The following is a 17,970-nucleotide window of genomic DNA, read 5'->3' on the forward strand; positions in this document are numbered from 1 at the left end:
TGTTTGATCGACCCCGGAAGCTACCACCGCACCCCACGGCCCCAACTGGTCCCCACCAGAACCAGCACACCCCCCACCAGACCCACCACACCCAGCCGCTCCCCGCCCAGCGCGATCCCGACCGCGGCCGCCCACAGCGGCTCCGTGCCGAGCAGCAGGCTCACCCGCGAGGGAGACGTCCGTCGCACCGCCCACATCTGCACGAAGAAGGCGAAGAACGTGCAGAACACGGAGAGGAAGAGCAGCCCGGCCCACTCGCGCGCACCGAAGTCCGCGGCCACCGACCAGGGCGTCGCGCCGGTGCCCGCGGCGGCGAGCACCGCGAACACGCCGACAGCAGTGCCCAGTTGAACGGTGGTGAGCGAGAGCGAAGCCGAGTCACCGACGTCCCGGAGCGCCTTGATCCGGGACATCGCCAGGACGTGCACCGTACGCGCGAGTGCCGCCAGGAAGATCAGACCGTCGCCCACCGAGGGCCGCGTGAAGCCGCCGCCCTGGGTCAGCAGGACCACGCCGAGCACGGAGAGCCCGGCCGCGGCGAGGAAGGCGCGCGGCGGCCTCCTCCGCGTCACCGCGGCCTCGGCGAGCGGGGTGAAGATCATGGTGAGGCTGATGATGAGGCCCGCGTTGGTCGCCGAGGTGTGGACGACGCCGTACGTCTCCAGGAGGAAGATCCCGCTCAGGACGAGGCCGAGCGCTCCGGCCCCGCGCCACTGCGGCGCCGTCAGCGTGCGCAGGCCGCGCCATCCGGCGACCACGAGCGCGGGCAGCACGACGGCGAACCGCAGCACCAGGACGGCGACGACCGTGTGCGTCGTCGTGATGCCCTTCGCCGCGAGATAGCTGGCACCCCAGACCACGGCCACGAGCAGGACGGGCAGATCGGTGAGCCAGGCGCGGCGCGCGGCGGGCGGCGCGGCGGGAACGGTGAGCGTCGACACGGGCGCGGTCTCCAACGGATGCGGCGGTGTGGAGACTTCAGCGGCTCTCACGCGGTCGATCACCGTATCCCCTCTGCATTCCCTCTGCCGGAAAAACGGTGTCCATTTCCCGCCAGCGGTGGCGTACGCCGCCCGCTTTCATTGAACCCACAAGCACTTCTCAGGCATTACGCAACAAAACCACGCGAATGAGGTTCACGGACATGTCTTCTCTGCACGGCAAGACCGCTCTCGTCACCGGTGGCAGCCGCGGCATGGGCGCGGCGATCGCGCTGCGGCTCGCCCAGGAGGGAGCCGACGTCGCGATCACGTACGTCAAGGAAGAGGCCGCCGCTCTCGACGTCGTGGCCAAGATCGAGTCGACGGGACGGCGCGGGTTCGCCGTCAAGGCCGATGCCGCGGACCCCGGGGACGCCGCGGGAGCGGTGGAGCGCGCGGCCGACGACCTGGGCCGCCTGGACATCCTGGTGAACAACGCGGGCATCGGAGTGCTCGGCCCCATCGGGGACCTGTCGCTCTCCGACGTCGACCGGGTGCTCGACATCAACGTACGCGCGGTCTTCCTGGCCTCGCAGGCGGCGGCCGGCAGGCTGGCCGACGGGGGCCGGATCATCTCCACCGGTTCGGCGCTCACCCAGTACTCCGGCGGGGGCGGCGGCACGCTCTACGCGATGAGCAAGGCGGCGCTCACCGGCATGACCAAGCCCCTTGCGCGGGAGCTCGCCGGGCGGGGGATCACCGTGAACGTGATCCACCCGGGAGCGATCGACACGGACATGAACCCGGCCGACGGGCCGTTCGCCGAGCCGCAGAAGGCGGCGGCCGCCCTTGGCCGGTTCGGCTCCGCCGACGAGGTGGCCTCGCTCGTGGCCTATCTCGCCGGTGAGGACGCCTCGTTCATCACGGGCACGGAGCTCGTGGTCGACGGCGGGCACTCCGCGTAACCGCACGCGGGCATGGTGATGGGGCGCACCGGGGCTTTCCACCCGGTGCGCCCCACGTTCTTCAGCGGGCCTCAGCGGCTCCGGTTCAGCCGCCCAGCTCCTGGTGACGTGCCGTCAGGCGGCTCTGTCCCGCCTCGGTCAGCGAACCGAAGAGGTGCAGGCGCGAGATGCCGCCGTCCGGGAAGATGTCGATGCGCACATGCGTTCCGACGACCGGGGCGTCCAGGACGAAGCGGTGGTTGGTGTCGGGCTGCAGTCGGGTGCGGGGCAGCGCCTCGACCCACTCGCCGTCCTCACCGTCGCGGACCGAAAGGGCCGCCCAGCCGGCGGAGTTGCCCTTGAGGTAGGCCGTGTCGATCTCGACGGAGCGGATCTCGGACTGGGCGACCAGCTGGTAGCGGATCCAGTCGTTGCCGTTGTCGCGGCGGCGCCGGGTCTCCCAGCCGTCGTCCATCTTGCGGGAGCGGCCCGGCTGGATGGTGTTGGTGGCCGGGGAGTAGAAGCGGTCGGACGCGTCCTCGACCTGGCCGCCGTTCTCCAGGGCCACGACGTCGAACGTGCCGAGCGCCGCGAGCCACTTGGGGTCGGCGACGACCTCGCCGTAGACACGGAGGCGCGCGACGCCGCCGTCCGGGTGCTGGTTGACGCGCAGGTGCGTGAAGCGCTGCTCGACATCGACGGCGAAGCCGTTGGCCGCGTGGCCGCCGACTGCCGTGCGGGGTACGAGAGTCGTCCACTTCACGTCGTCCGAGAGGAGTTCCTCGGGGGTCGGCGAACCGTCGACGCTCGTGCCCTCGACGGACACGGCCTGCGGGTAGTTGCCGCGGAAGTGGGCGGTGTCGATGACGATGCCGCGTACGACACCGGGGGCGCCGAGGCGTACGAGCGCCCAGTCGTGGTCGTCGGCGGTGGGCCACGGGTGCTCGCCGGAGACACCACGGCGGCGGCGGGTCTCCCAGCCGTCCATGACCTTGCCCTTGTGGCCGAAGTGCTCGGGGTCGAACACGGCCGGGTGCGCGAGGAGGAGGTTCTCGCGCATCGCGAAGAACTCGTCGTTGGCGGCGATCACACCGGCGCCGAGCTGCCGGTCGGCAAGGTTGGCGTACTGCGTGAAGGGGAAGTCCGCGGTGCGGTAGTCCGCGTAGGGGTCGCCGCCGCCGTAGGGGCTGGCGTCGCCGGTGAAGGTGGGTATCGCCGTCACGGTGATCAGTTCTTCCTTTCCAGAAGTCGGCCTGCGGGTTCGCTGAACTCGCCGCCGTGCAGGATGCGTTCGCCGCGCAGCCAGGTGGACTTCACGACGCCGCTGAGGGTCTTGCCCGCGTACGCCGTAACTCGGTTCCGGTGCTGCAGCGCCGCGGGGTCCACGGTGAAGGTCTCGTCGGGCGCGAGGACCGCGAAGTCGGCGTCACGGCCGGCTTCGATGGCGCCCTTCTGGTCGAGTCCGACCAGTTCGGAGGTGCGCGTCGACATCCAGCGCACCACGTCCTCGAGGCTGTGGCCGCGCTTGCGGGCCTCGGTCCAGACCGCGGGAAGGCTCAGCTGGAGGCCGGAGATGCCGCCCCACGCGGTCGCGAAGTCGTCGGTCTTGAGGTCGGCGGTGGACGGCGAGTGGTCCGTCACGATGCAGTCGATGGTGCCCTCGGCGAGCGCGTCCCAGAGCAGGTCCTGGTTGGCGGCCTCGCGGATGGGCGGGCAGCACTTGAACTCGCTGGCGCCGTCCGGGACTTCCTCCGCGGTGAGCGTGAGGTAGTGCGGGCAGGTCTCGACGGTGAGCTTGACGCCCTCGCGCCTGGCGGCGGCGATCAGGGGCAGCGCGTCCGACGACGACAGGTGCAGTACGTGGACGCGGGCGCCGAGCCGCTTGGCGAGGCCGATGAGGCCCTCGATCGCGACGTCCTCGGAGACGCGCGGCCGGGTCTCCAGGTAGTCCGTGTACTTGGGGCCGCTCTTGTGCGGGGCGGCGTCCAGCTCGTGCGGGTCCTCGGCGTGCACGATGAGCAGCCCGCCGAACCCGGCGATCTCCGCCATGGAGGTGGCGAGGCGGTCCTGGTCCAGGTGCGGGAACTCGTCCACGCCGGACGGCGAGAGGAAGCACTTGAAGCCGTAGACACCGGCGTCGTGCAGGGGCTTGAGGTCGCCGACGTTGTCGGGCAGGGCGCCGCCCCAGAAGCCGACGTCGATGTGCGCCTTGGTGCGGGCCACGTCCTGCTTCGTGCGCAGGTTGTCGACGGTGGTGGTCGGCGGCAGGGAGTTGAGCGGCATGTCGACGAGGGTGGTGATGCCACCGGCGGCCGCGGCACGGGTGGCGGTCCAGAAGCCCTCCCACTCCGTGCGGCCCGGGTCGTTCACATGGACGTGCGTGTCGACGAGGCCGGGCAGCAGGACGTCGTCCCCGAAGTCCTCGACCCTGGCCCCCGCCGGTACGTCGGCGTCGTGTGCCAGTACGGCCGCGATCTTCCCCCCGGAGACCGTGACCGACGCGGCGCGGGTTCCCTGCGGGGTGATCACGCGGGTCGAGCGCAGCACCAGTTCTACGTCCACGTCCTCAACGCCCTCTCTTCGCTTCTTCGCTGTTGCTTGGCTGTGCGTTCTTCTGTTCGTTCTTTTCCGCTACACAGACCATTCGTTTCCGCTAAACGGAATTCAACGTTCTGTTGAATGAGTCTTCACGGCCGACCCCGAACCGTCAAGAGGCCATCCCGAGCACACTGGACGTTTCCACAAAGTGGAATTAGAACTCCACAGGACAGAACGTAGCTACGCACAACCCGGCCGCCGGACGATCACCGGGCGTGACGGCGGAGAAGCGGACAAAGGCGCCCCGACCGGTCCCTGAACGGCCCTGACCGGCGATGACGCCAAGGCCGCAGAGGGACTCCGCGAAGAACCGCCCGGTAGGCTGCTGCCTTGCCCGTCAGCCCCGAAAGGACTGCGCCGTGCCGACGTCAAGCGCAAGCGACGCCTCCACCGAAGTCGCCGCCTCCAAGCCGCCCGCTGCCAGCGGTGGTGTCCAGTCCCTCGAGCGCGCCTTCGACCTCCTCGAACGGATGGCGGACGCCGGCGGCGAGGTCGGGCTGAGCGAGCTCTCCGCGAGCAGCGGCCTCCCGCTGCCCACGATCCACCGCCTGATGCGCACCCTGGTCGCCTGCGGTTACGTACGCCAGCAGCCCAACCGCCGCTACTCCCTCGGCCCGCGTCTGATCCGCCTCGGCGAGTCGGCGTCGCGCCTCCTCGGCACCTGGGCGCGCCCCTACCTCGCGCGCCTGGTCGAGGAGACCGGCGAGACCGCGAACATGGCGCTGCTCGACGGCGACGAGATCGTGTACGTCGCCCAGGTGCCGTCCAAGCACTCGATGCGCATGTTCACCGAGGTGGGCCGCCGGGTCCTCCCCCACTCCACGGGCGTCGGCAAGGCCCTCCTCGCCCACACCCCGCCGGACGAGGTGCGCGCGCTCCTGGCCCGCACCGGGATGCCCGCCGCCACGGAGAAGACGATCACCACGCCCGAGGGCTTCCTCGACGCGCTCGAAGTGGTCCGCGGCGCCGGCTACGCGGTCGACGACAACGAACAGGAGATCGGGGTGCGCTGCCTCGCGGTGTCGGTCCCCAACTCCCCCACGGCGGCCGCCATCTCGATCTCCGGCCCGGCGGGCCGCGTGACCGAGGCCGCGGTGGAGAAGATCGTGCCGGTGCTGCAGGAGGTGGCGGTGGAACTGTCCGCCGCGCTGGCCAGTTCGGGCCCTGCGGCGTAATCCCCGGGGGCGTGGGGGGTGATGTCCGGCTACTGACCGGCGCCGCCCCGGATCAGCCCGCGCCCCGTCGCCACCGCCACGGCTGCCGTACGCGAGTCGACGCCCAACTTCGCGTAGATGTGCACCAGATGGGACTTGACGGTGGCCTGGCTGAGGAAGAGCCGCTTGCTGATCTGCAGGTTGGACAATCCCTCCCGCACCAGCCTAAGCACCTCCAACTCCCGCCCGGTCAGCGCCTCCCCGGGCGACCGCATCCGGTCCATCAGCCGATGCGCGATCGCGGGAGCGAGCGCGGACTGTCCCGCGGCCGCGGTCCGCACCGCGGCGGCCAGTTCCTCCGGCGGCGCGTCCTTCAGGAGGTATCCGGCGGCCCCCGCCTCCACCGCGGCGAGGATGTCGGCGTCCGTGTCGTACGTCGTCAGGACGAGCACCCGCGGCGCACCCGGCTCGGCGGCGATCGCGGCCGTGGCCTGCGCCCCGTGCATGCCCGCCCCGAACTGAAGGTCCATCAGGACGACGTCGAAGCCGCCGGTCGCGGCGAGCGTCACCGCTTCCTCGGCCGTCGCCGTCTCCCCCGCGACGGTGAAATCGGGCTCGGTGTCCAGCACCGCACGCAGCCCGGCCCGTACGACGGGGTGATCGTCCGCGAGGAGCAGCCGAATGGGCTCCGGCACCCCGGCGCTCACAGCGCGGCCCCCGTCGGAAGCGGCAGCTCGGCCCTCGTTGGGAGCGGCAGGGTGACCGCGACGGCCGTCCCCTGCCCTGGGGCCGACTCCACGCTCAGCGTCCCGCCGAGCGACCGGGCCCGCGCCCGCATCGCGGGCAGCCCGAAGCCGCCGTCCCCGCGGGGCGCCGATGCCGGGTCGAAGCCGCGGCCGTCGTCCACGACGTCCAGGGACACGGACGTGTCCATGAAACTCAGGGTGATCTCGGCCCGCCCCGCGCCCGCGTGCTGGAACGTGTTGGCGAGGGCCGACTGGGCGGTACGGAGCAGCGCGACCTCGTACGGCGTCGGCAGCTCGGCCGGTTTGCCGCTCACCGTGAATTTGACGTGGACGTCCGAGCCGGGCGTGGCGGAGAGCCGTTCAAGGGCTCCGGCCAGCGAGCCGTGCTCCAGGTCGGGCGGGCTGAGGGCGCGTACGAAGCGCCGCGCCTCCGCGAGGTTGTCCTGCGCGGCGGCACGGGCCTGCTCGATGTGCGGCGCGGCGGGCGACCCCGCGGGCAGCGCGCGTTGCGCGGCGCGCAGCAGGAGCTGGATGGAGGAGAGGCCCTGCGCGAGCGTGTCGTGGATCTCGCGGGCGAGGCGCTCGCGCTCGGCGAGGGTGCCCGCGGTCCGCTCGGCGGCGGCGAGCTCGGCCCGCGTGGCCACGAGCTCGTCGATCAGCTTCCGGCGATGCTCGCTCTCCCGGTACAGCGCCTCGTACCCGAGGACGGTGGCGACCGCCACGGCGGCGCCGAGCAGCGGTCCGATGAAGCTGCCGGGCGACAGGGGCGAGCCGTGCGCCACGAAACTGGCGATGGCGGCAGCGGCGGTCAGCGCGACGGCGGGCAGGGCCCAGCGCACGGGCAGCAGGTGCAGCTGCAGGAAGTACAGGGGGAAGGCCGTCCACAGCCCGTCCGGCGACAGGACGAGCAGCGCCGCCCAGCACAGGCCGAGCGCCGCGAGCCACACCGCCGCGGCGCGCTGCGAGCGTGCGACGGCCGGGCTGAGGGCCCCCGCCGCGTAGACGATCCCCGTCCCCAGCGCGACTCCCGCGACGGCCCCGGCCTGCGGCACCCCGTCGGCCACGGCCCGCACCGCGGCGAGCGCGAGCAGCCCGGCGAGGAGCGCGTGCAGGCAGAGGCGCAGGATCAGGGCCACGGGGGTGGTCCGAGAAGCGGTCAGGGAGTCGGCGGAGAACATCGGGGCCTCGGTCGGGTCAGGGCTGAAGACGGATCCGAGGACGCGACGCGCCCTACGGACCGGTCCCAGTGCGGCGCCTCCGACCGGAGGTCGAGCCCCGGCCGGAGGGTCTCAGACCCCGGCGTCGGCCGGGACTGGGCCCTCGGCAGGGGCCGGAGCGTGGCCCGCCGTGGAGGCGACGGGTCGAGCCGGCGCGGGGGCGGAGGCTCGGCGGAGGTGTTGTTCATCGGACCGTCCAGCGTAGGCGCAGCCATCCCCGCTTCCGTCAACCGAAAGGTTGATCGTGGGCTCCCCCCTTCGATTCGGGTGAAGCGTGCTGTGGCGCGATGCCCTGGGCGTGCGCGCGGACGGAGGGTGGGGGCATGTTCGTCGCATGGAGAGACCTTCGGTTCGCCAAGGGGCGGTTCGCCCTGATGGGAGCCGTCGTCGTCCTCATCACTCTGCTCGTGGGGCTCCTTTCCGGGCTCACCGCCGGGCTCGCCAGGGAGAACACCTCCGCGATCACCGGCCTCCCGGCCGACCACCTCGCTTTCGCCGCGCCACCACCCGGTCAGTCCGCCTCCTTCACCAGCTCCCAGCTGGATCAGCGCGCCTGGGAGAAGTGGGCGGCGCAGCCAGGCGTACGGTCCGCCAAGCCGATCGGCATCAGCACCCTCAACGCCACCGCGGGCGACCGCTCGGCCGCCGTGTCCGCGTTCGGCGTCGAGCCGGACTCCGGGATCGCACCGGCCGGTGTCGCGCCGGGCGAGGCCGTGCTCTCGGAGAAGGCAGCGGCGGAGCTCGGCGTCGGCGCCGGGGACACGGTGCGTCTCGGCGGGAGCCGGGTCGAGGAGCGGGTCGCACGAGTCGCGTCGGACGCCTCGTACAGCCACACCCCCGTCGTATGGACCGCGCTCGACGACTGGCAGGGACTCGGCCACCGGGGTACGTCGCTGGACGAGCAGGCCACGGTCATCGCGCTGCGGACGGGCGGTGGGTTCGATCTGGCGTCCGGCGACAAGGCGGCGGGCACGGAGACGAAGACGCTCGACGGCGCGCTCACCGCGATCGGCTCCTACCAGGCGGAGAACGGTTCGCTGCAGCTCATGCGCGGCTTCCTCTTCGTCATCTCCGCGCTCGTCATAGGAGCGTTCTTCACGGTGTGGACGATTCAACGCGCGGGCGACATCGCGGTGTTGAAGGCGCTGGGCGCGTCGACTCCGTATCTGCTCAGGGACGCGCTCGGACAGGCCGTGCTGATGCTGGCCGCCGGGACGGCCCTGGGGACGGGCATCGCGGCGGTGGTCGGTTCCGCGATCAGTGGCGGGGACGTCCCCTTCGTGCTCGATCCACCTACCGTGCTGTGGCCCGCCGCCGTGATGATCGCCCTCGGGGCGCTGGGCGCGGGCCTGTCCGTCCGGCGGATCACCGCCGTAGACCCGCTGACCGCGCTGGGGAGTGCCCGATGAGTCTGTCCCTCGAAGACATCACGCTGACGTACGCCGACGGCGATGGACGCCTCACGGCACTCGACGGCGTCAGCCTCGACGTCCCCGCCGGGACCCTGACGGCGGTCGTCGGCCCGTCAGGCTCCGGAAAGTCCAGCCTGCTCGCGGTGGCGGCGACGCTGGTGACCCCCGACCGGGGCCGGGTGGTGGTCGGCGGCACGGAGACGGCGTCCCTCTCGGCGGCCGAACGGGCGGAGCTGCGGCGCCGGAGGATGGGCATCGTCTTCCAGCAGCCGAATCTCCTGGCGTCGCTGACGGCGTTGGAGCAGGTGGAACTGATGGCACGCCTGGACGGACGCGGGCGTTCCGGCGCCGGAGAGGCCCGGCGGCGGGCACGGGGGCTCCTGGACACCGTGGGCCTCACGGATCTCGCACACCGGCGCCCGCACCAACTGTCGGGCGGTCAGCGCCAACGGGTGGGCATCGCACGAGCATTGATGAACGAGCCCGCGGTGCTCCTGGTCGACGAGCCGACGAGCGCACTGGACCACGAGCGGGGTGCCGCGGTGCTCGACCTCCTGGGCCGGCTCACACGAGAGTGGGAGACGGCGACGGTCCTGGTCACACACGACCGGGCACGACTGGCAGTCGCGGACCGGGTGGTGGAGCTGATGGACGGGAGAGTGGGGGTTTCCAGCGCGTCCGGGATATGAGGGTTCCAGCCCGTCCGGCGTTCGAGGACGAACTCGGCGGAGCCGGTGAAGGTCTGCGCCCCGGCGGGCGCGGGCACAAGCAGAGGCAGCGCGGAGACCTTCAGCCCGTCCGGCGCTTGAGGACGAACCCGGCGGAGCCGGTGACACACGCCGGTCAAGGCCAGGCGGCCTACCTTGCGTCGCCGAAAAGCTCCACCGCTCCCCTGACCGCGGCGAGGCCCGAGGCCAGCGCGCTGACCGAGCCGATCGCGCCCGCGACCAGGAGCAGCGAGCGGCGCAGCCTAGGCGCCTCCGGCGCACCGCTCCGGGCCATCGCGGCCAGCGCCGCGAGCTCGTCCTCGGCGATGCCCCGGTCGGGAAACTCGGCCGGATGCGCGGCGAGCTCACGGCGCAGTCGCGACACCGCGGTGCCCAACTCCGCGACTCGCGGATCCTCATCGCTGCCGGTCACTTGCCTCTGCCCCACGCTCCGCAACACAGCTCTCCCCCTCGCACGGTGTCGTGCGCACGTACTCGTTCAGATCTTGCCGACCCCGGACGGCGTTGGTCAGACGCCTGAGGGCCGCGGGCCAGTAAACGCCACGAGAAGCAGGACGCGCCACTTTATGGCCGGAACACACCGGCTCCATCTCCAGGAGTCCCCCGGGCGCCGGGACCGTGCGGACAGGGTGCGGTATGCAGGAGCCATGACGAATCCGATGATCGCCGGGCTTCTCCTCGCCGCGGGCGGCGGGCGACGCCTCGGCGGCCGGCCGAAAGCGCTTCTGGAGCACCAGGGGCGGCCCCTCGTGGAGCACGCGGTCCGCGTCTTGCGCGAGGGCGGGTGCACGCGCGTGCACGTGGTGCTCGGCGCGGACGCCGATGTCGTACGCGCAAAGGCCTCGCTCCCCGGCTGCGTACTGATCGACAACCCGGCCTGGGAGGAGGGGATGGGTTCGTCGCTGCGGGCGGGGATCGCCTCCCTCCGCGACGCCGGGGACGGCACCGACGCCGCCCTCATCTCCCTCGTGGACCAGCCCGGCATCGGCCCCACCGCCGTGGCCCGCGTGCACGCCGCCTACCGCTCCCACGCCACCCTCGCGGCAGCCGCGTACGACGGCGAGCGCGGGCACCCGGTGCTCTTCGGCGCCGACCACTGGGCGGGCATCGCGGCGAGCGCGACAGGCGACCGCGGGGCACGCGCCTATCTGAAGGAACACGCGGGGGAAATCACACGCGTCGAGTGCGGGGACGTGGCCCAGGCGTACGACATCGACACGCCCGCCGACCTGATCCACCTTGAGTGACCGGCATGGCACTCAGCGACACGTTCTGTCGATGAAGAGAATCTCGACATCAACAGACGATTGAACTTCCACTATGAGGAAACTAGTATCCACTGTTCAGAAGCACCCGTTCCCTCATGTGGGGTCCACGGCCGTATCTCGGCTCCGGTGGCACTGAGTGTCACTGCGAATGCCCGGCGGTCGCCGCGGCACCACCTGTGAAGCTCGCTGAAGGAAGTGACAGCTCATGTCCGCACCAGCGCAGTCCCCGCTGGCCATCGTCGACGCGGAGCCTCTGCCGCGGCAGGAGGAGGTCCTCACCGACGCGGCCCTCGCCTTTGTGGCCGAGCTGCACCGGCTCTTCACGCCCCGCCGTGACGAGCTCCTCACCCGCCGCTCCGAGCGCCGCGCCGAGATCGCCCGCACCTCCACGCTCGACTTCCTTCCCGAGACCGCCGCGATCCGCGCGGACGACTCCTGGAAGGTGGCGCCGGCCCCGGCCGCCCTGAACGACCGCCGCGTCGAGATCACCGGGCCGACCGACCGCAAGATGACCATCAACGCCCTGAACTCGGGCGCCAAGGTCTGGCTCGCGGACTTCGAGGACGCGTCGGCGCCCACCTGGGAGAACGTGATCCTGGGCCAGCTCAATCTCACCGACGCCTACGAGCGCCGCGTCGACTTCACGGACGACCGCACCGGCAAGTCGTACGCCCTCAAGGACGCCGACGAGCTCGCCACCGTCGTCATGCGCCCGCGCGGCTGGCATCTGGACGAGCGCCACCTGCAGTTCGAGGGCACCCCGATCCCCGGCGCGCTCGTCGACTTCGGCCTGTACTTCTTCCACAACGCCAAGCGCCTCATCGAGCTCGGCAAGGGCCCGTACTTCTACCTCCCGAAGACGGAGTCGTACCTGGAGGCCCGCCTCTGGAACGACATCTTCGTCTTCGCGCAGGACTACGTCGGCGTCCCGCAGGGCACCGTCCGCGCCACGGTCCTCATCGAGACGATCACGGCCGCGTACGAGATGGAGGAGATCCTCTACGAGCTCCGCGACCACGCCTCTGGCCTGAACGCGGGCCGCTGGGACTACCTCTTCTCCATCGTCAAGAACTTCCGCGACGGCGGCTCGAAGTTCGTCCTGCCGGACCGCAACCTCGTGACGATGACCGCCCCCTTCATGCGGGCGTACACCGAACTCCTCGTCCGCACCTGCCACAAGCGCGGCGCGCACGCGATCGGCGGCATGGCCGCGTTCATCCCGTCCCGCAAGGACGCAGAGGTCAACAAGGTCGCGTTCGAGAAGGTCAAGAACGACAAGGACCGCGAGGCGGGCGACGGCTTCGACGGCTCCTGGGTCGCGCACCCGGACCTGGTCCCGATCGCGATGAAGTCGTTCGACGCGGTGCTCGGCGAGAAGCCCAACCAGAAGGACCGTCTGCGCGAGGACGTGAGCGTCGCCCCCGGTGACCTCATCGCCATCGACTCCCTCGACGCGAAGCCCACGTACGACGGCCTCGTCAACGCCGTCCAGGTCGGCATCCGCTACATCGAGGCGTGGCTGCGCGGCCTCGGCGCCGTCGCCATCTTCAACCTCATGGAGGACGCGGCCACCGCCGAGATCTCGCGCTCGCAGATCTGGCAGTGGATCAACGCGGGCGTCGTCTTCGAGAACGGCAAGACCGCCACCGCCGATCTCGCCCGCGAGGTCGCCGCCGCCGAACTGGCCGCCATCCGCGCCGAGATCGGCGAGGAGGCCTTCGCGGCCGGCAAGTGGCAGCAGGCCCACGACCTCCTCCTCCAGGTCTCCCTGGACGCGGACTACGCGGACTTCCTGACCCTCCCGGCGTACGAGCAGCTGCGCTGACCCGACCGCAGACATCGCAAGGCCCCCGGCACCGCACAGCGCCGGGGGCCTTGCTTTTAGGGGCGCGGGGCTGCGACATGTGCGGCTCCGCCGCGTGGGCGCGACCAGCCGCAACCGGCCCGCGGCTAACCGATGTGCCGCGACCAGTCCTGCTCCGCCGGGGGCTTCCCATGCAGATCAGGGACCCGCTTCAGCCAGGCAGGCCGCCCCTTCTCGGTAGCGGCAGCGCGCCGAGCATCGGCGGCGTCGAGCTCACCCCGACTGGGAAAGTCCACCGGCAGCCACTCCGCCGAGGCCCGCGCGCGGGCCAGCAGGAAGTCGACATACGCATCCCGCACCTCGTCCGGGGACGAGAACCCCGGCTCCTCGGCGAGCCAGGCGTCGGGGACCAGGGAGACGATCTCGCGGAGCGCGGACTCCGTGACCAGCGGCGCGAGCTCCACGTCGGCGGCCCGCGTGTCCGGCCCGTACCCGCCCAGCGCGTGATGGCGGAAGTCGTACACCTTGTCCGGCGCCGACGCGCCCCAGCGGTGGTGGAAGACCAGGGCCGCGCCGTGGTCGATGAGCCAGAGCCTCGGCCGCTGAAGACCGGACGTGGGCCAGATCATCAGGTTCGAGCTGTGCACCGTGCGGTCGACGTTCGCGGTGAGCGCGTCGAGCCACACCACCTTGCCCGCCTCCAGCGGGTCCACGTCCAGCGCCTCGGGGGTGAAGTCCACGGCGCCCGGCAGGAGGTCCATGCCGAGGTTGAGGCCCGCGCTGGCGTGCAGCAGGTCCTGCACCTCCTGGTGCGGCTCCTCCGACGCGACCGCCGGGTCGAAGTGGACCAGGACCAGCTCGGGGAAGCGCAGGCCGAGGCGGCGGGCCAGCTCCCCGACGATGATCTCGGCGACCAGCGCCTTGCGGCCCTGCGCCGAACCGGTGAACTTGACGACGTACGTCCCCAGGTCGTCGGTCTCGACGACGCCGGGCACGGAGCCCCCGGTCCGCAGCGGCTCGACGTAGCGGGTCGCGACGACCTGCCTCAACACCTTCAAGGGCCCCACTCCCCGCTTTCGTTCCTCTGTCATGAAGCGAGCGTATGGGGTGGGCACATCGACCGGGCGCCACGGTCAGCCGTCCCGCGCCCCGAGGTTCTCCAGCATCTGTTGCTGATGGCGGTGGCCGACTGTCTCGTAGCCGATCACGGTGACGACGGGGGCCAGCATGACGACGAGCAGGCACACCGCGACGGCGACCCCGGCGGCGGCCAGCAGAGCGGCCGCGAGCAGGACGGCGAGGGTGCAGGAGATCAGGATCAGGTGGAAGCGGTCCGCGGCGGACAGCAGCAACGTGTGCAGCAGATAGACCATCAGCAGGTAGAGGCCCACGGGGATGGCGAGGGACAGGACGACGGCGACGGCGCTGAGCTCGGAGTGGTGTTCCAGGTACAGGCCGGCCACGTGCAGTCCGGCGCCGGCGCCCGCGATCGCGATGAACAGGGGGATGTGCCCGTACCCGAAGAGGTATCCGCGGCTGCGGCGGTGCACGAGGACGTCGCCGAAGGGGGTGGCGAAGTAGACCCACCACATGCCGAAGGTCAGTCCGACGCCGGCGATGACCACCGCGACGGCGTTCCCGCTCCAGTGCGTTCCGTCCGCGCCGCCGAGCAGCTCGCCCGAGGAGGCGACGGTACCGACGACGCCTTCGCCGAGAACGATGATCGCGAACAGGCCGTAGCGCTCCGCGACGTGGTGGGGATGCCACGGCGTCCCGCCCGCGGAGCCTTGGGTGAGCACCGGAAGTGCCAGTTCCAGGGCTCCGAGCACGACGAAGGCGACGAAGGCGACGGCGAGCGGCGGATGTGTGAAGGCGACCACGATCCAGCCGATCTGGGCGATCGCGGTCCAGCGGATGTTAGCCATGCCGACGCCATGGAACGCGGGCGATTCCCGGGCCGCGCGCCACCACTGCAGAAGCATCGCGACGCGCATCACGACGTAGCCGATCACCATGACCCGCAGTTCGAGGTGCCCGCCCTCCTCGACGGAGTGGAACATGGCCGGCAGGCCGAGCGAGAAGACGACGACGCCGATCATCTGCACCATCGTCAGGACCCGGTAGAGCCAGTCGTCGGTACCGAAGGCGGAGGCGAACCAGCTGAAGCTGATCCAGGCGACGCTGATCGCGAACATCGCCAGCACGAACGCGGTGACGGCCTGCCCCGGATGCCCCTCGGCCACCATCTCGGCGAAGTGGGAGGCCGCGGTGCCGACGGCGACCACGAAGGTGAGGTCGAAGAGGAGTTCCAGCGGGGTGGAGGTACGTCCGTGCTCGTGCGGGTCACGGCCCGTCATGGGCAACCGGCGGTGCGCCGGCTTGCCTCTGTCGGTGCTGCCGGGGTGCGTGGGGTCGCTCATGGACAGCATTATTTACCGGCCGTACGCGGCGGGCACGGCACGCGAGCGGCGCGAGAGCCGGAATGCCGCCGCATGGCCGCCACGGCTGCACCGGCTGCTCCGGCTGCACGGAGAGTCCGTACAGCTCCCGATGTACCCCGGGTGACACGCTCAGGACGCCCGCAGCGCCTTCGCGAGCACTCCCTCGCCCGTGAGTTCGATGCGGCCCGCACGCACGCCCTCCCCCACCGTCAGGGTGCCCCCGCTCACCGACACGCACGTCCCGGCGTCCATGACGATCCGGGCGTCCGGTTCCGCGGGCGCCGGGCCGTCGCCGTACGCGTCTCCCCCACCCCCAACCCGTACGTGGAACTCCCCCTCGTCCAGGCGGACCTGGACCACTCCCTCCGCCCCGAGCCCCGCCAGGACCCGGAGCAGCGGCAGCGCGAACCAGTGGGCGCGGACCGCGTCCGTCGGCGCGCGCTCCTGGAGGGCGGGCGTACCCCAGGTGGCGAGCGCCTGGAGGACCGGCAGCAACGCGCGTCCCCGCTCGGTCAGTTCATAGACGTACGCGGCCGATGGCGGGGGAAGGCGGCGGCGCGTCGTCAGGCCCTCGCGCTCCATGTCCTTGAGCCGGGACGCCAGGACGTCCGTGCTCACGCCCGGCAGGTCGGCGTGCAGATCGGTGTAGCGGCGCGGTCCGGCCAGGAGCTCCCGGACGATCAGCAGGGTCCAGCGGTCACCCACGGCGTCGAGGGCACGGGCGGCGGCGCAGAACTGGTCGTAGCTTCGGCGGGACCTGGCGGCAGGTGGCGTGTGACCCATGCGGCACAGTCTATGCAAGTTGTTGGACTTTCCAAGCTCCAGCTTGGTAAAACCAAGTAACTCACGTCACGGGAGGCACAGCGCATGGAGTTCCGGCAGTCCAGCAAGCTCAGCGAGGTCTGTTACGAGATCCGGGGTCCGGTCATCGAGCACGCCAACGCCCTGGAGGAGGCGGGCCACAGCGTCCTGCGCCTGAACACCGGCAACCCCGCGCTCTTCGGCTTCGAGGCGCCCGAGGAGATCGTCCAGGACATGATCCGGATGCTGCCCCAGGCGCACGGCTACACGGACTCGCGCGGCATCCTCTCGGCCCGCCGCGCCGTCGCCCAGCGCTACCAGGCGCTCGGCCTCGACGAGGTCTCCGTGGACGACGTCTTCCTCGGCAACGGCGTATCCGAGCTGGTCACGATGGCCGTGCAGGCCCTCCTGGAGGACGGCGACGAAGTCCTCATCCCCGCCCCGGACTTCCCGCTGTGGACCGCCGTGACGACCCTCTCCGGGGGCAAGGCCGTCCACTACACGTGCGACGAGTCCGCGGACTGGTACCCCGACCTGGACGACATGGCGTCGAAGATCACCGACCGGACCAAGGCCGTCGTGATCATCAATCCGAACAACCCCACGGGCGCCGTGTATCCCAAGGAGATCCTGGAGGGCATCCTCGACCTCGCGCGCCGCCACGGCCTGATGGTGTTCGCCGACGAGATCTACGACCAGATCCTGTACGACGACGCCGTGCACCACAGCGTCGCCGCGCTCGCCCCCGACCTCGTCGTGCTGACCTTCTGCGGGCTCTCCAAGACCTACCGCGTGGCGGGCTTCCGCTCGGGCTGGCTGGTCGTCACCGGCCCGCAGCAGCACGCGAAGAGCTACCTGGAGGGCCTGACGATGCTCGCCTCCATGCGCCTGTGCCCGAACGCCCCCGCCCAGTACGCCATCCAGGCCGCGCTCGGCGGCCGGCAGTCCATCCGCGAGCTCACCGTGCCGGGCGGCAGGCTGTACGAGCAGCGCGACATGGCGTGGCGGAAGCTGAACGAGATCCCCGGCGTCTCGTGCGTGAAGCCCAAGGGCGCCCTTTATGCCTTCGCGCGTCTCGACCCCAAGGTCCACCCCATCCACGACGACGAGAAGTTCGTCCTCGACCTGCTGCTCCAGGAGAAGATCCAGGTCGTCCAGGGCACAGGCTTCAACTGGCCGCGCCCCGACCACTTCCGCATCCTGACGCTCCCTTACGCTGACGACCTCGACGCGGCGATCAGCCGCATCGGCCGCTTCCTCAGCGGCTACCGCCAGTGATGTGACCGGTGATGCCACCGGACGACGGGGGTCGTGTGTCTCTCTGTTCAGCCTGCCGGGTCCCTTCCCTGACCCAGTTCGCGTCGCCCGACCTCGTCGGACCCATCGTGTACGACGGGTTCGACCGCGCGGCCGACCCCGCCTGGGCGGAGTCGGGCGCCACCACCCTCGACGACTACGCGCGCTGGTGCGGCCATCTGTGCGGCCTGACCTGCCTGCGGATGGCGCTCGGCCCGTCGGCGCCCCCGCTCTTCGAGCTGCGGGACGGCGCGCTGAAGTACGGCGCGTACACGGAGTCCGCAGAGGGCGCGGCAGGCGCGATCCGCGGGCTGATCTATGCGCCGTTCGCGGAGTACGTACGCGACGTGCACGGCGTCAACGCCACGGTCCACCGGCACCTCACGGTGGACGAGATCACCAGCCTGCTCGACGAGGGGCGCTCGGTCATGGTCTCGGTGCACTTCGAGATCCGCCGCCCGCACCGGCCCTCGCCCGGCCGGGGCGGTCACCTGGTGCTGGTCACGGGGCGTTCCGCGGACGGCGGTCTGCATCTGCACAACCCGTCCGGGATCGACGCCGGGACGCGGACGGCGGACATCTCGCTTTCGGACTTCGAGCCGTTCTTCGCCGGACGCGGGGTGTCGCTGCACTGACACAGG

The 17,970-nt window shown here is 71.2% G+C and carries 18 protein-coding genes; 9 read left to right on the forward strand and 9 right to left on the reverse strand.

The genetic code is table 11. From position 1 onward, the window contains the following. Window positions 1-20: 20 nt before the first annotated feature. Window positions 21-941, reverse strand: a complete 921-nt coding sequence (locus tag ACZ5U5_RS28250; RefSeq protein WP_469027124.1) for a DMT family transporter — start codon at window positions 939-941, stop codon at window positions 21-23. A gap of 203 nt (window positions 942-1,144) precedes the next feature. On the opposite strand from ACZ5U5_RS28250, the gene ACZ5U5_RS28255 reads away from it, so the two are divergent. Next, on the forward strand, window positions 1,145-1,885 hold the full coding sequence (locus ACZ5U5_RS28255) for an SDR family NAD(P)-dependent oxidoreductase (RefSeq protein ID WP_469026912.1): 741 nt from the start codon (window positions 1,145-1,147) through the stop codon (window positions 1,883-1,885). An 85-nt stretch (window positions 1,886-1,970) separates the two neighbouring features. On the opposite strand, the gene alc is transcribed toward ACZ5U5_RS28255, so the two are convergent. Beyond that, on the reverse strand, window positions 1,971-3,086 hold the full coding sequence (alc, locus tag ACZ5U5_RS28260) for an allantoicase (RefSeq protein WP_469026914.1): 1,116 nt from the start codon (window positions 3,084-3,086) through the stop codon (window positions 1,971-1,973). Between the two features lie 5 nt (window positions 3,087-3,091). Then, window positions 3,092-4,426 (reverse strand): allantoinase AllB, encoded by a 1,335-nt coding sequence (allB, locus tag ACZ5U5_RS28265; RefSeq protein WP_469026917.1) that lies wholly within the window; start codon window positions 4,424-4,426, stop codon window positions 3,092-3,094. A 395-nt stretch (window positions 4,427-4,821) separates the two neighbouring features. Between allB and ACZ5U5_RS28270 the strand changes: the two genes are divergently transcribed. Further along, complete coding sequence (locus tag ACZ5U5_RS28270; RefSeq protein ID WP_363209632.1) at window positions 4,822-5,637, forward strand: IclR family transcriptional regulator; 816 nt, start codon at window positions 4,822-4,824, stop codon at window positions 5,635-5,637. 29 nt (window positions 5,638-5,666) lie between these two features. Here ACZ5U5_RS28270 and ACZ5U5_RS28275 read toward each other — a convergent pair whose 3' ends face one another. Together ACZ5U5_RS28275 and ACZ5U5_RS28280 are read right to left on the reverse strand one after the other, a co-directional pair. After that, complete coding sequence (locus ACZ5U5_RS28275; RefSeq protein WP_469026921.1) at window positions 5,667-6,311, reverse strand: response regulator; 645 nt, start codon at window positions 6,309-6,311, stop codon at window positions 5,667-5,669. An 8-nt stretch (window positions 6,312-6,319) separates the two neighbouring features. Continuing rightward, window positions 6,320-7,540 (reverse strand): sensor histidine kinase, encoded by a 1,221-nt coding sequence (locus tag ACZ5U5_RS28280; RefSeq protein ID WP_469026924.1) that lies wholly within the window; start codon window positions 7,538-7,540, stop codon window positions 6,320-6,322. Window positions 7,541-7,902: 362 nt separating this feature from the next. Between ACZ5U5_RS28280 and ACZ5U5_RS28285 the strand changes: the two genes are divergently transcribed. Further along, window positions 7,903-8,988: an FtsX-like permease family protein gene (locus ACZ5U5_RS28285; RefSeq protein ID WP_469026926.1), complete on the forward strand. Its 1,086-nt coding sequence runs from the start codon at window positions 7,903-7,905 to the stop codon at window positions 8,986-8,988. After that, window positions 8,985-9,680, forward strand: coding sequence for an ABC transporter ATP-binding protein (locus ACZ5U5_RS28290; RefSeq protein WP_469026928.1), 696 nt, complete (start codon window positions 8,985-8,987; stop codon window positions 9,678-9,680). The genes ACZ5U5_RS28285 and ACZ5U5_RS28290 overlap by 4 nt, the downstream gene beginning before the upstream one ends. A 169-nt stretch (window positions 9,681-9,849) precedes the next feature. Here ACZ5U5_RS28290 and ACZ5U5_RS28295 read toward each other — a convergent pair whose 3' ends face one another. Further along, window positions 9,850-10,158, reverse strand: a complete 309-nt coding sequence (locus tag ACZ5U5_RS28295) for a DUF5955 family protein (protein ID WP_469026931.1) — start codon at window positions 10,156-10,158, stop codon at window positions 9,850-9,852. A 208-nt stretch (window positions 10,159-10,366) separates the two neighbouring features. Between ACZ5U5_RS28295 and ACZ5U5_RS28300 the strand changes: the two genes are divergently transcribed. Further along, entirely contained in the window at window positions 10,367-10,966 is a 600-nt protein-coding gene (locus ACZ5U5_RS28300; RefSeq protein WP_469026933.1) for a nucleotidyltransferase family protein, read from the forward strand. A gap of 226 nt (window positions 10,967-11,192) precedes the next feature. Further along, the gene (aceB, locus tag ACZ5U5_RS28305; protein WP_469026935.1) at window positions 11,193-12,812 is read left to right on the forward strand and encodes a malate synthase A; all 1,620 of its coding nucleotides are present in this window, start codon (window positions 11,193-11,195) and stop codon (window positions 12,810-12,812) included. Window positions 12,813-12,937: 125 nt separating this feature from the next. Here the strand turns inward: aceB and ACZ5U5_RS28310 are convergent, their stop codons facing one another. Both ACZ5U5_RS28310 and ACZ5U5_RS28315 read right to left on the reverse strand, forming a co-directional pair. Next, window positions 12,938-13,843, reverse strand: a complete 906-nt coding sequence (locus ACZ5U5_RS28310) for a HipA family kinase (protein ID WP_469027126.1) — start codon at window positions 13,841-13,843, stop codon at window positions 12,938-12,940. An 81-nt stretch (window positions 13,844-13,924) separates the two neighbouring features. Further along, on the reverse strand, window positions 13,925-15,148 hold the full coding sequence (locus ACZ5U5_RS28315; RefSeq protein WP_469027128.1) for a low temperature requirement protein A: 1,224 nt from the start codon (window positions 15,146-15,148) through the stop codon (window positions 13,925-13,927). A gap of 61 nt (window positions 15,149-15,209) precedes the next feature. Here ACZ5U5_RS28315 and ACZ5U5_RS28320 point away from each other — a divergent pair, with 61 nt between their 5' ends. Beyond that, a complete protein-coding gene (locus tag ACZ5U5_RS28320) occupies window positions 15,210-15,356 on the forward strand; it encodes a hypothetical protein (RefSeq protein WP_469026938.1) in 147 nt (48 codons plus the stop codon). A gap of 5 nt (window positions 15,357-15,361) precedes the next feature. Here the strand turns inward: ACZ5U5_RS28320 and ACZ5U5_RS28325 are convergent, their stop codons facing one another. Beyond that, the gene (locus tag ACZ5U5_RS28325) at window positions 15,362-16,015 is read right to left on the reverse strand and encodes a winged helix-turn-helix transcriptional regulator (protein ID WP_469026941.1); all 654 of its coding nucleotides are present in this window, start codon (window positions 16,013-16,015) and stop codon (window positions 15,362-15,364) included. Window positions 16,016-16,099: 84 nt separating this feature from the next. Here ACZ5U5_RS28325 and ACZ5U5_RS28330 point away from each other — a divergent pair, with 84 nt between their 5' ends. Both ACZ5U5_RS28330 and ACZ5U5_RS28335 read left to right on the forward strand, forming a co-directional pair. Continuing rightward, window positions 16,100-17,311 carry a pyridoxal phosphate-dependent aminotransferase gene (locus ACZ5U5_RS28330; RefSeq protein WP_469026943.1) on the forward strand — a complete coding sequence of 404 codons (1,212 nt, stop codon included), beginning with the start codon at window positions 16,100-16,102 and terminating at the stop codon, window positions 17,309-17,311. Window positions 17,312-17,346: 35 nt separating this feature from the next. Next, the gene (locus ACZ5U5_RS28335; RefSeq protein WP_469026946.1) at window positions 17,347-17,964 is read left to right on the forward strand and encodes a C39 family peptidase; all 618 of its coding nucleotides are present in this window, start codon (window positions 17,347-17,349) and stop codon (window positions 17,962-17,964) included. Window positions 17,965-17,970: the final 6 nt, after the last annotated feature.

It is taken from the genome of Streptomyces sp. NPDC033177 (assembly GCF_055577715.1).

Excerpts from the sequence above, each read along its gene's own strand:
- ACZ5U5_RS28255 (WP_469026912.1), top strand. The coding sequence starts at position 1,145 with ATGTCTTCTCTGCACGGCAAGACCGCTCTCGTCACCGGTGGCAGCCGC.
- ACZ5U5_RS28280 (WP_469026924.1), bottom strand. The coding sequence starts at position 7,540 with ATGTTCTCCGCCGACTCCCTGACCGCTTCTCGGACCACCCCCGTGGCC.
- ACZ5U5_RS28285 (WP_469026926.1), top strand. The coding sequence starts at position 7,903 with ATGTTCGTCGCATGGAGAGACCTTCGGTTCGCCAAGGGGCGGTTCGCC.
- ACZ5U5_RS28290 (WP_469026928.1), top strand. The coding sequence starts at position 8,985 with ATGAGTCTGTCCCTCGAAGACATCACGCTGACGTACGCCGACGGCGAT.
- ACZ5U5_RS28300 (WP_469026933.1), top strand. The coding sequence starts at position 10,367 with ATGACGAATCCGATGATCGCCGGGCTTCTCCTCGCCGCGGGCGGCGGG.
- aceB (WP_469026935.1), top strand. The coding sequence starts at position 11,193 with ATGTCCGCACCAGCGCAGTCCCCGCTGGCCATCGTCGACGCGGAGCCT.
- ACZ5U5_RS28315 (WP_469027128.1), bottom strand. The coding sequence starts at position 15,148 with ATGACGGGCCGTGACCCGCACGAGCACGGACGTACCTCCACCCCGCTG.
- ACZ5U5_RS28320 (WP_469026938.1), top strand. The coding sequence starts at position 15,210 with ATGGACAGCATTATTTACCGGCCGTACGCGGCGGGCACGGCACGCGAG.
- ACZ5U5_RS28325 (WP_469026941.1), bottom strand. The coding sequence starts at position 16,015 with ATGGGTCACACGCCACCTGCCGCCAGGTCCCGCCGAAGCTACGACCAG.
- ACZ5U5_RS28330 (WP_469026943.1), top strand. The coding sequence starts at position 16,100 with ATGGAGTTCCGGCAGTCCAGCAAGCTCAGCGAGGTCTGTTACGAGATC.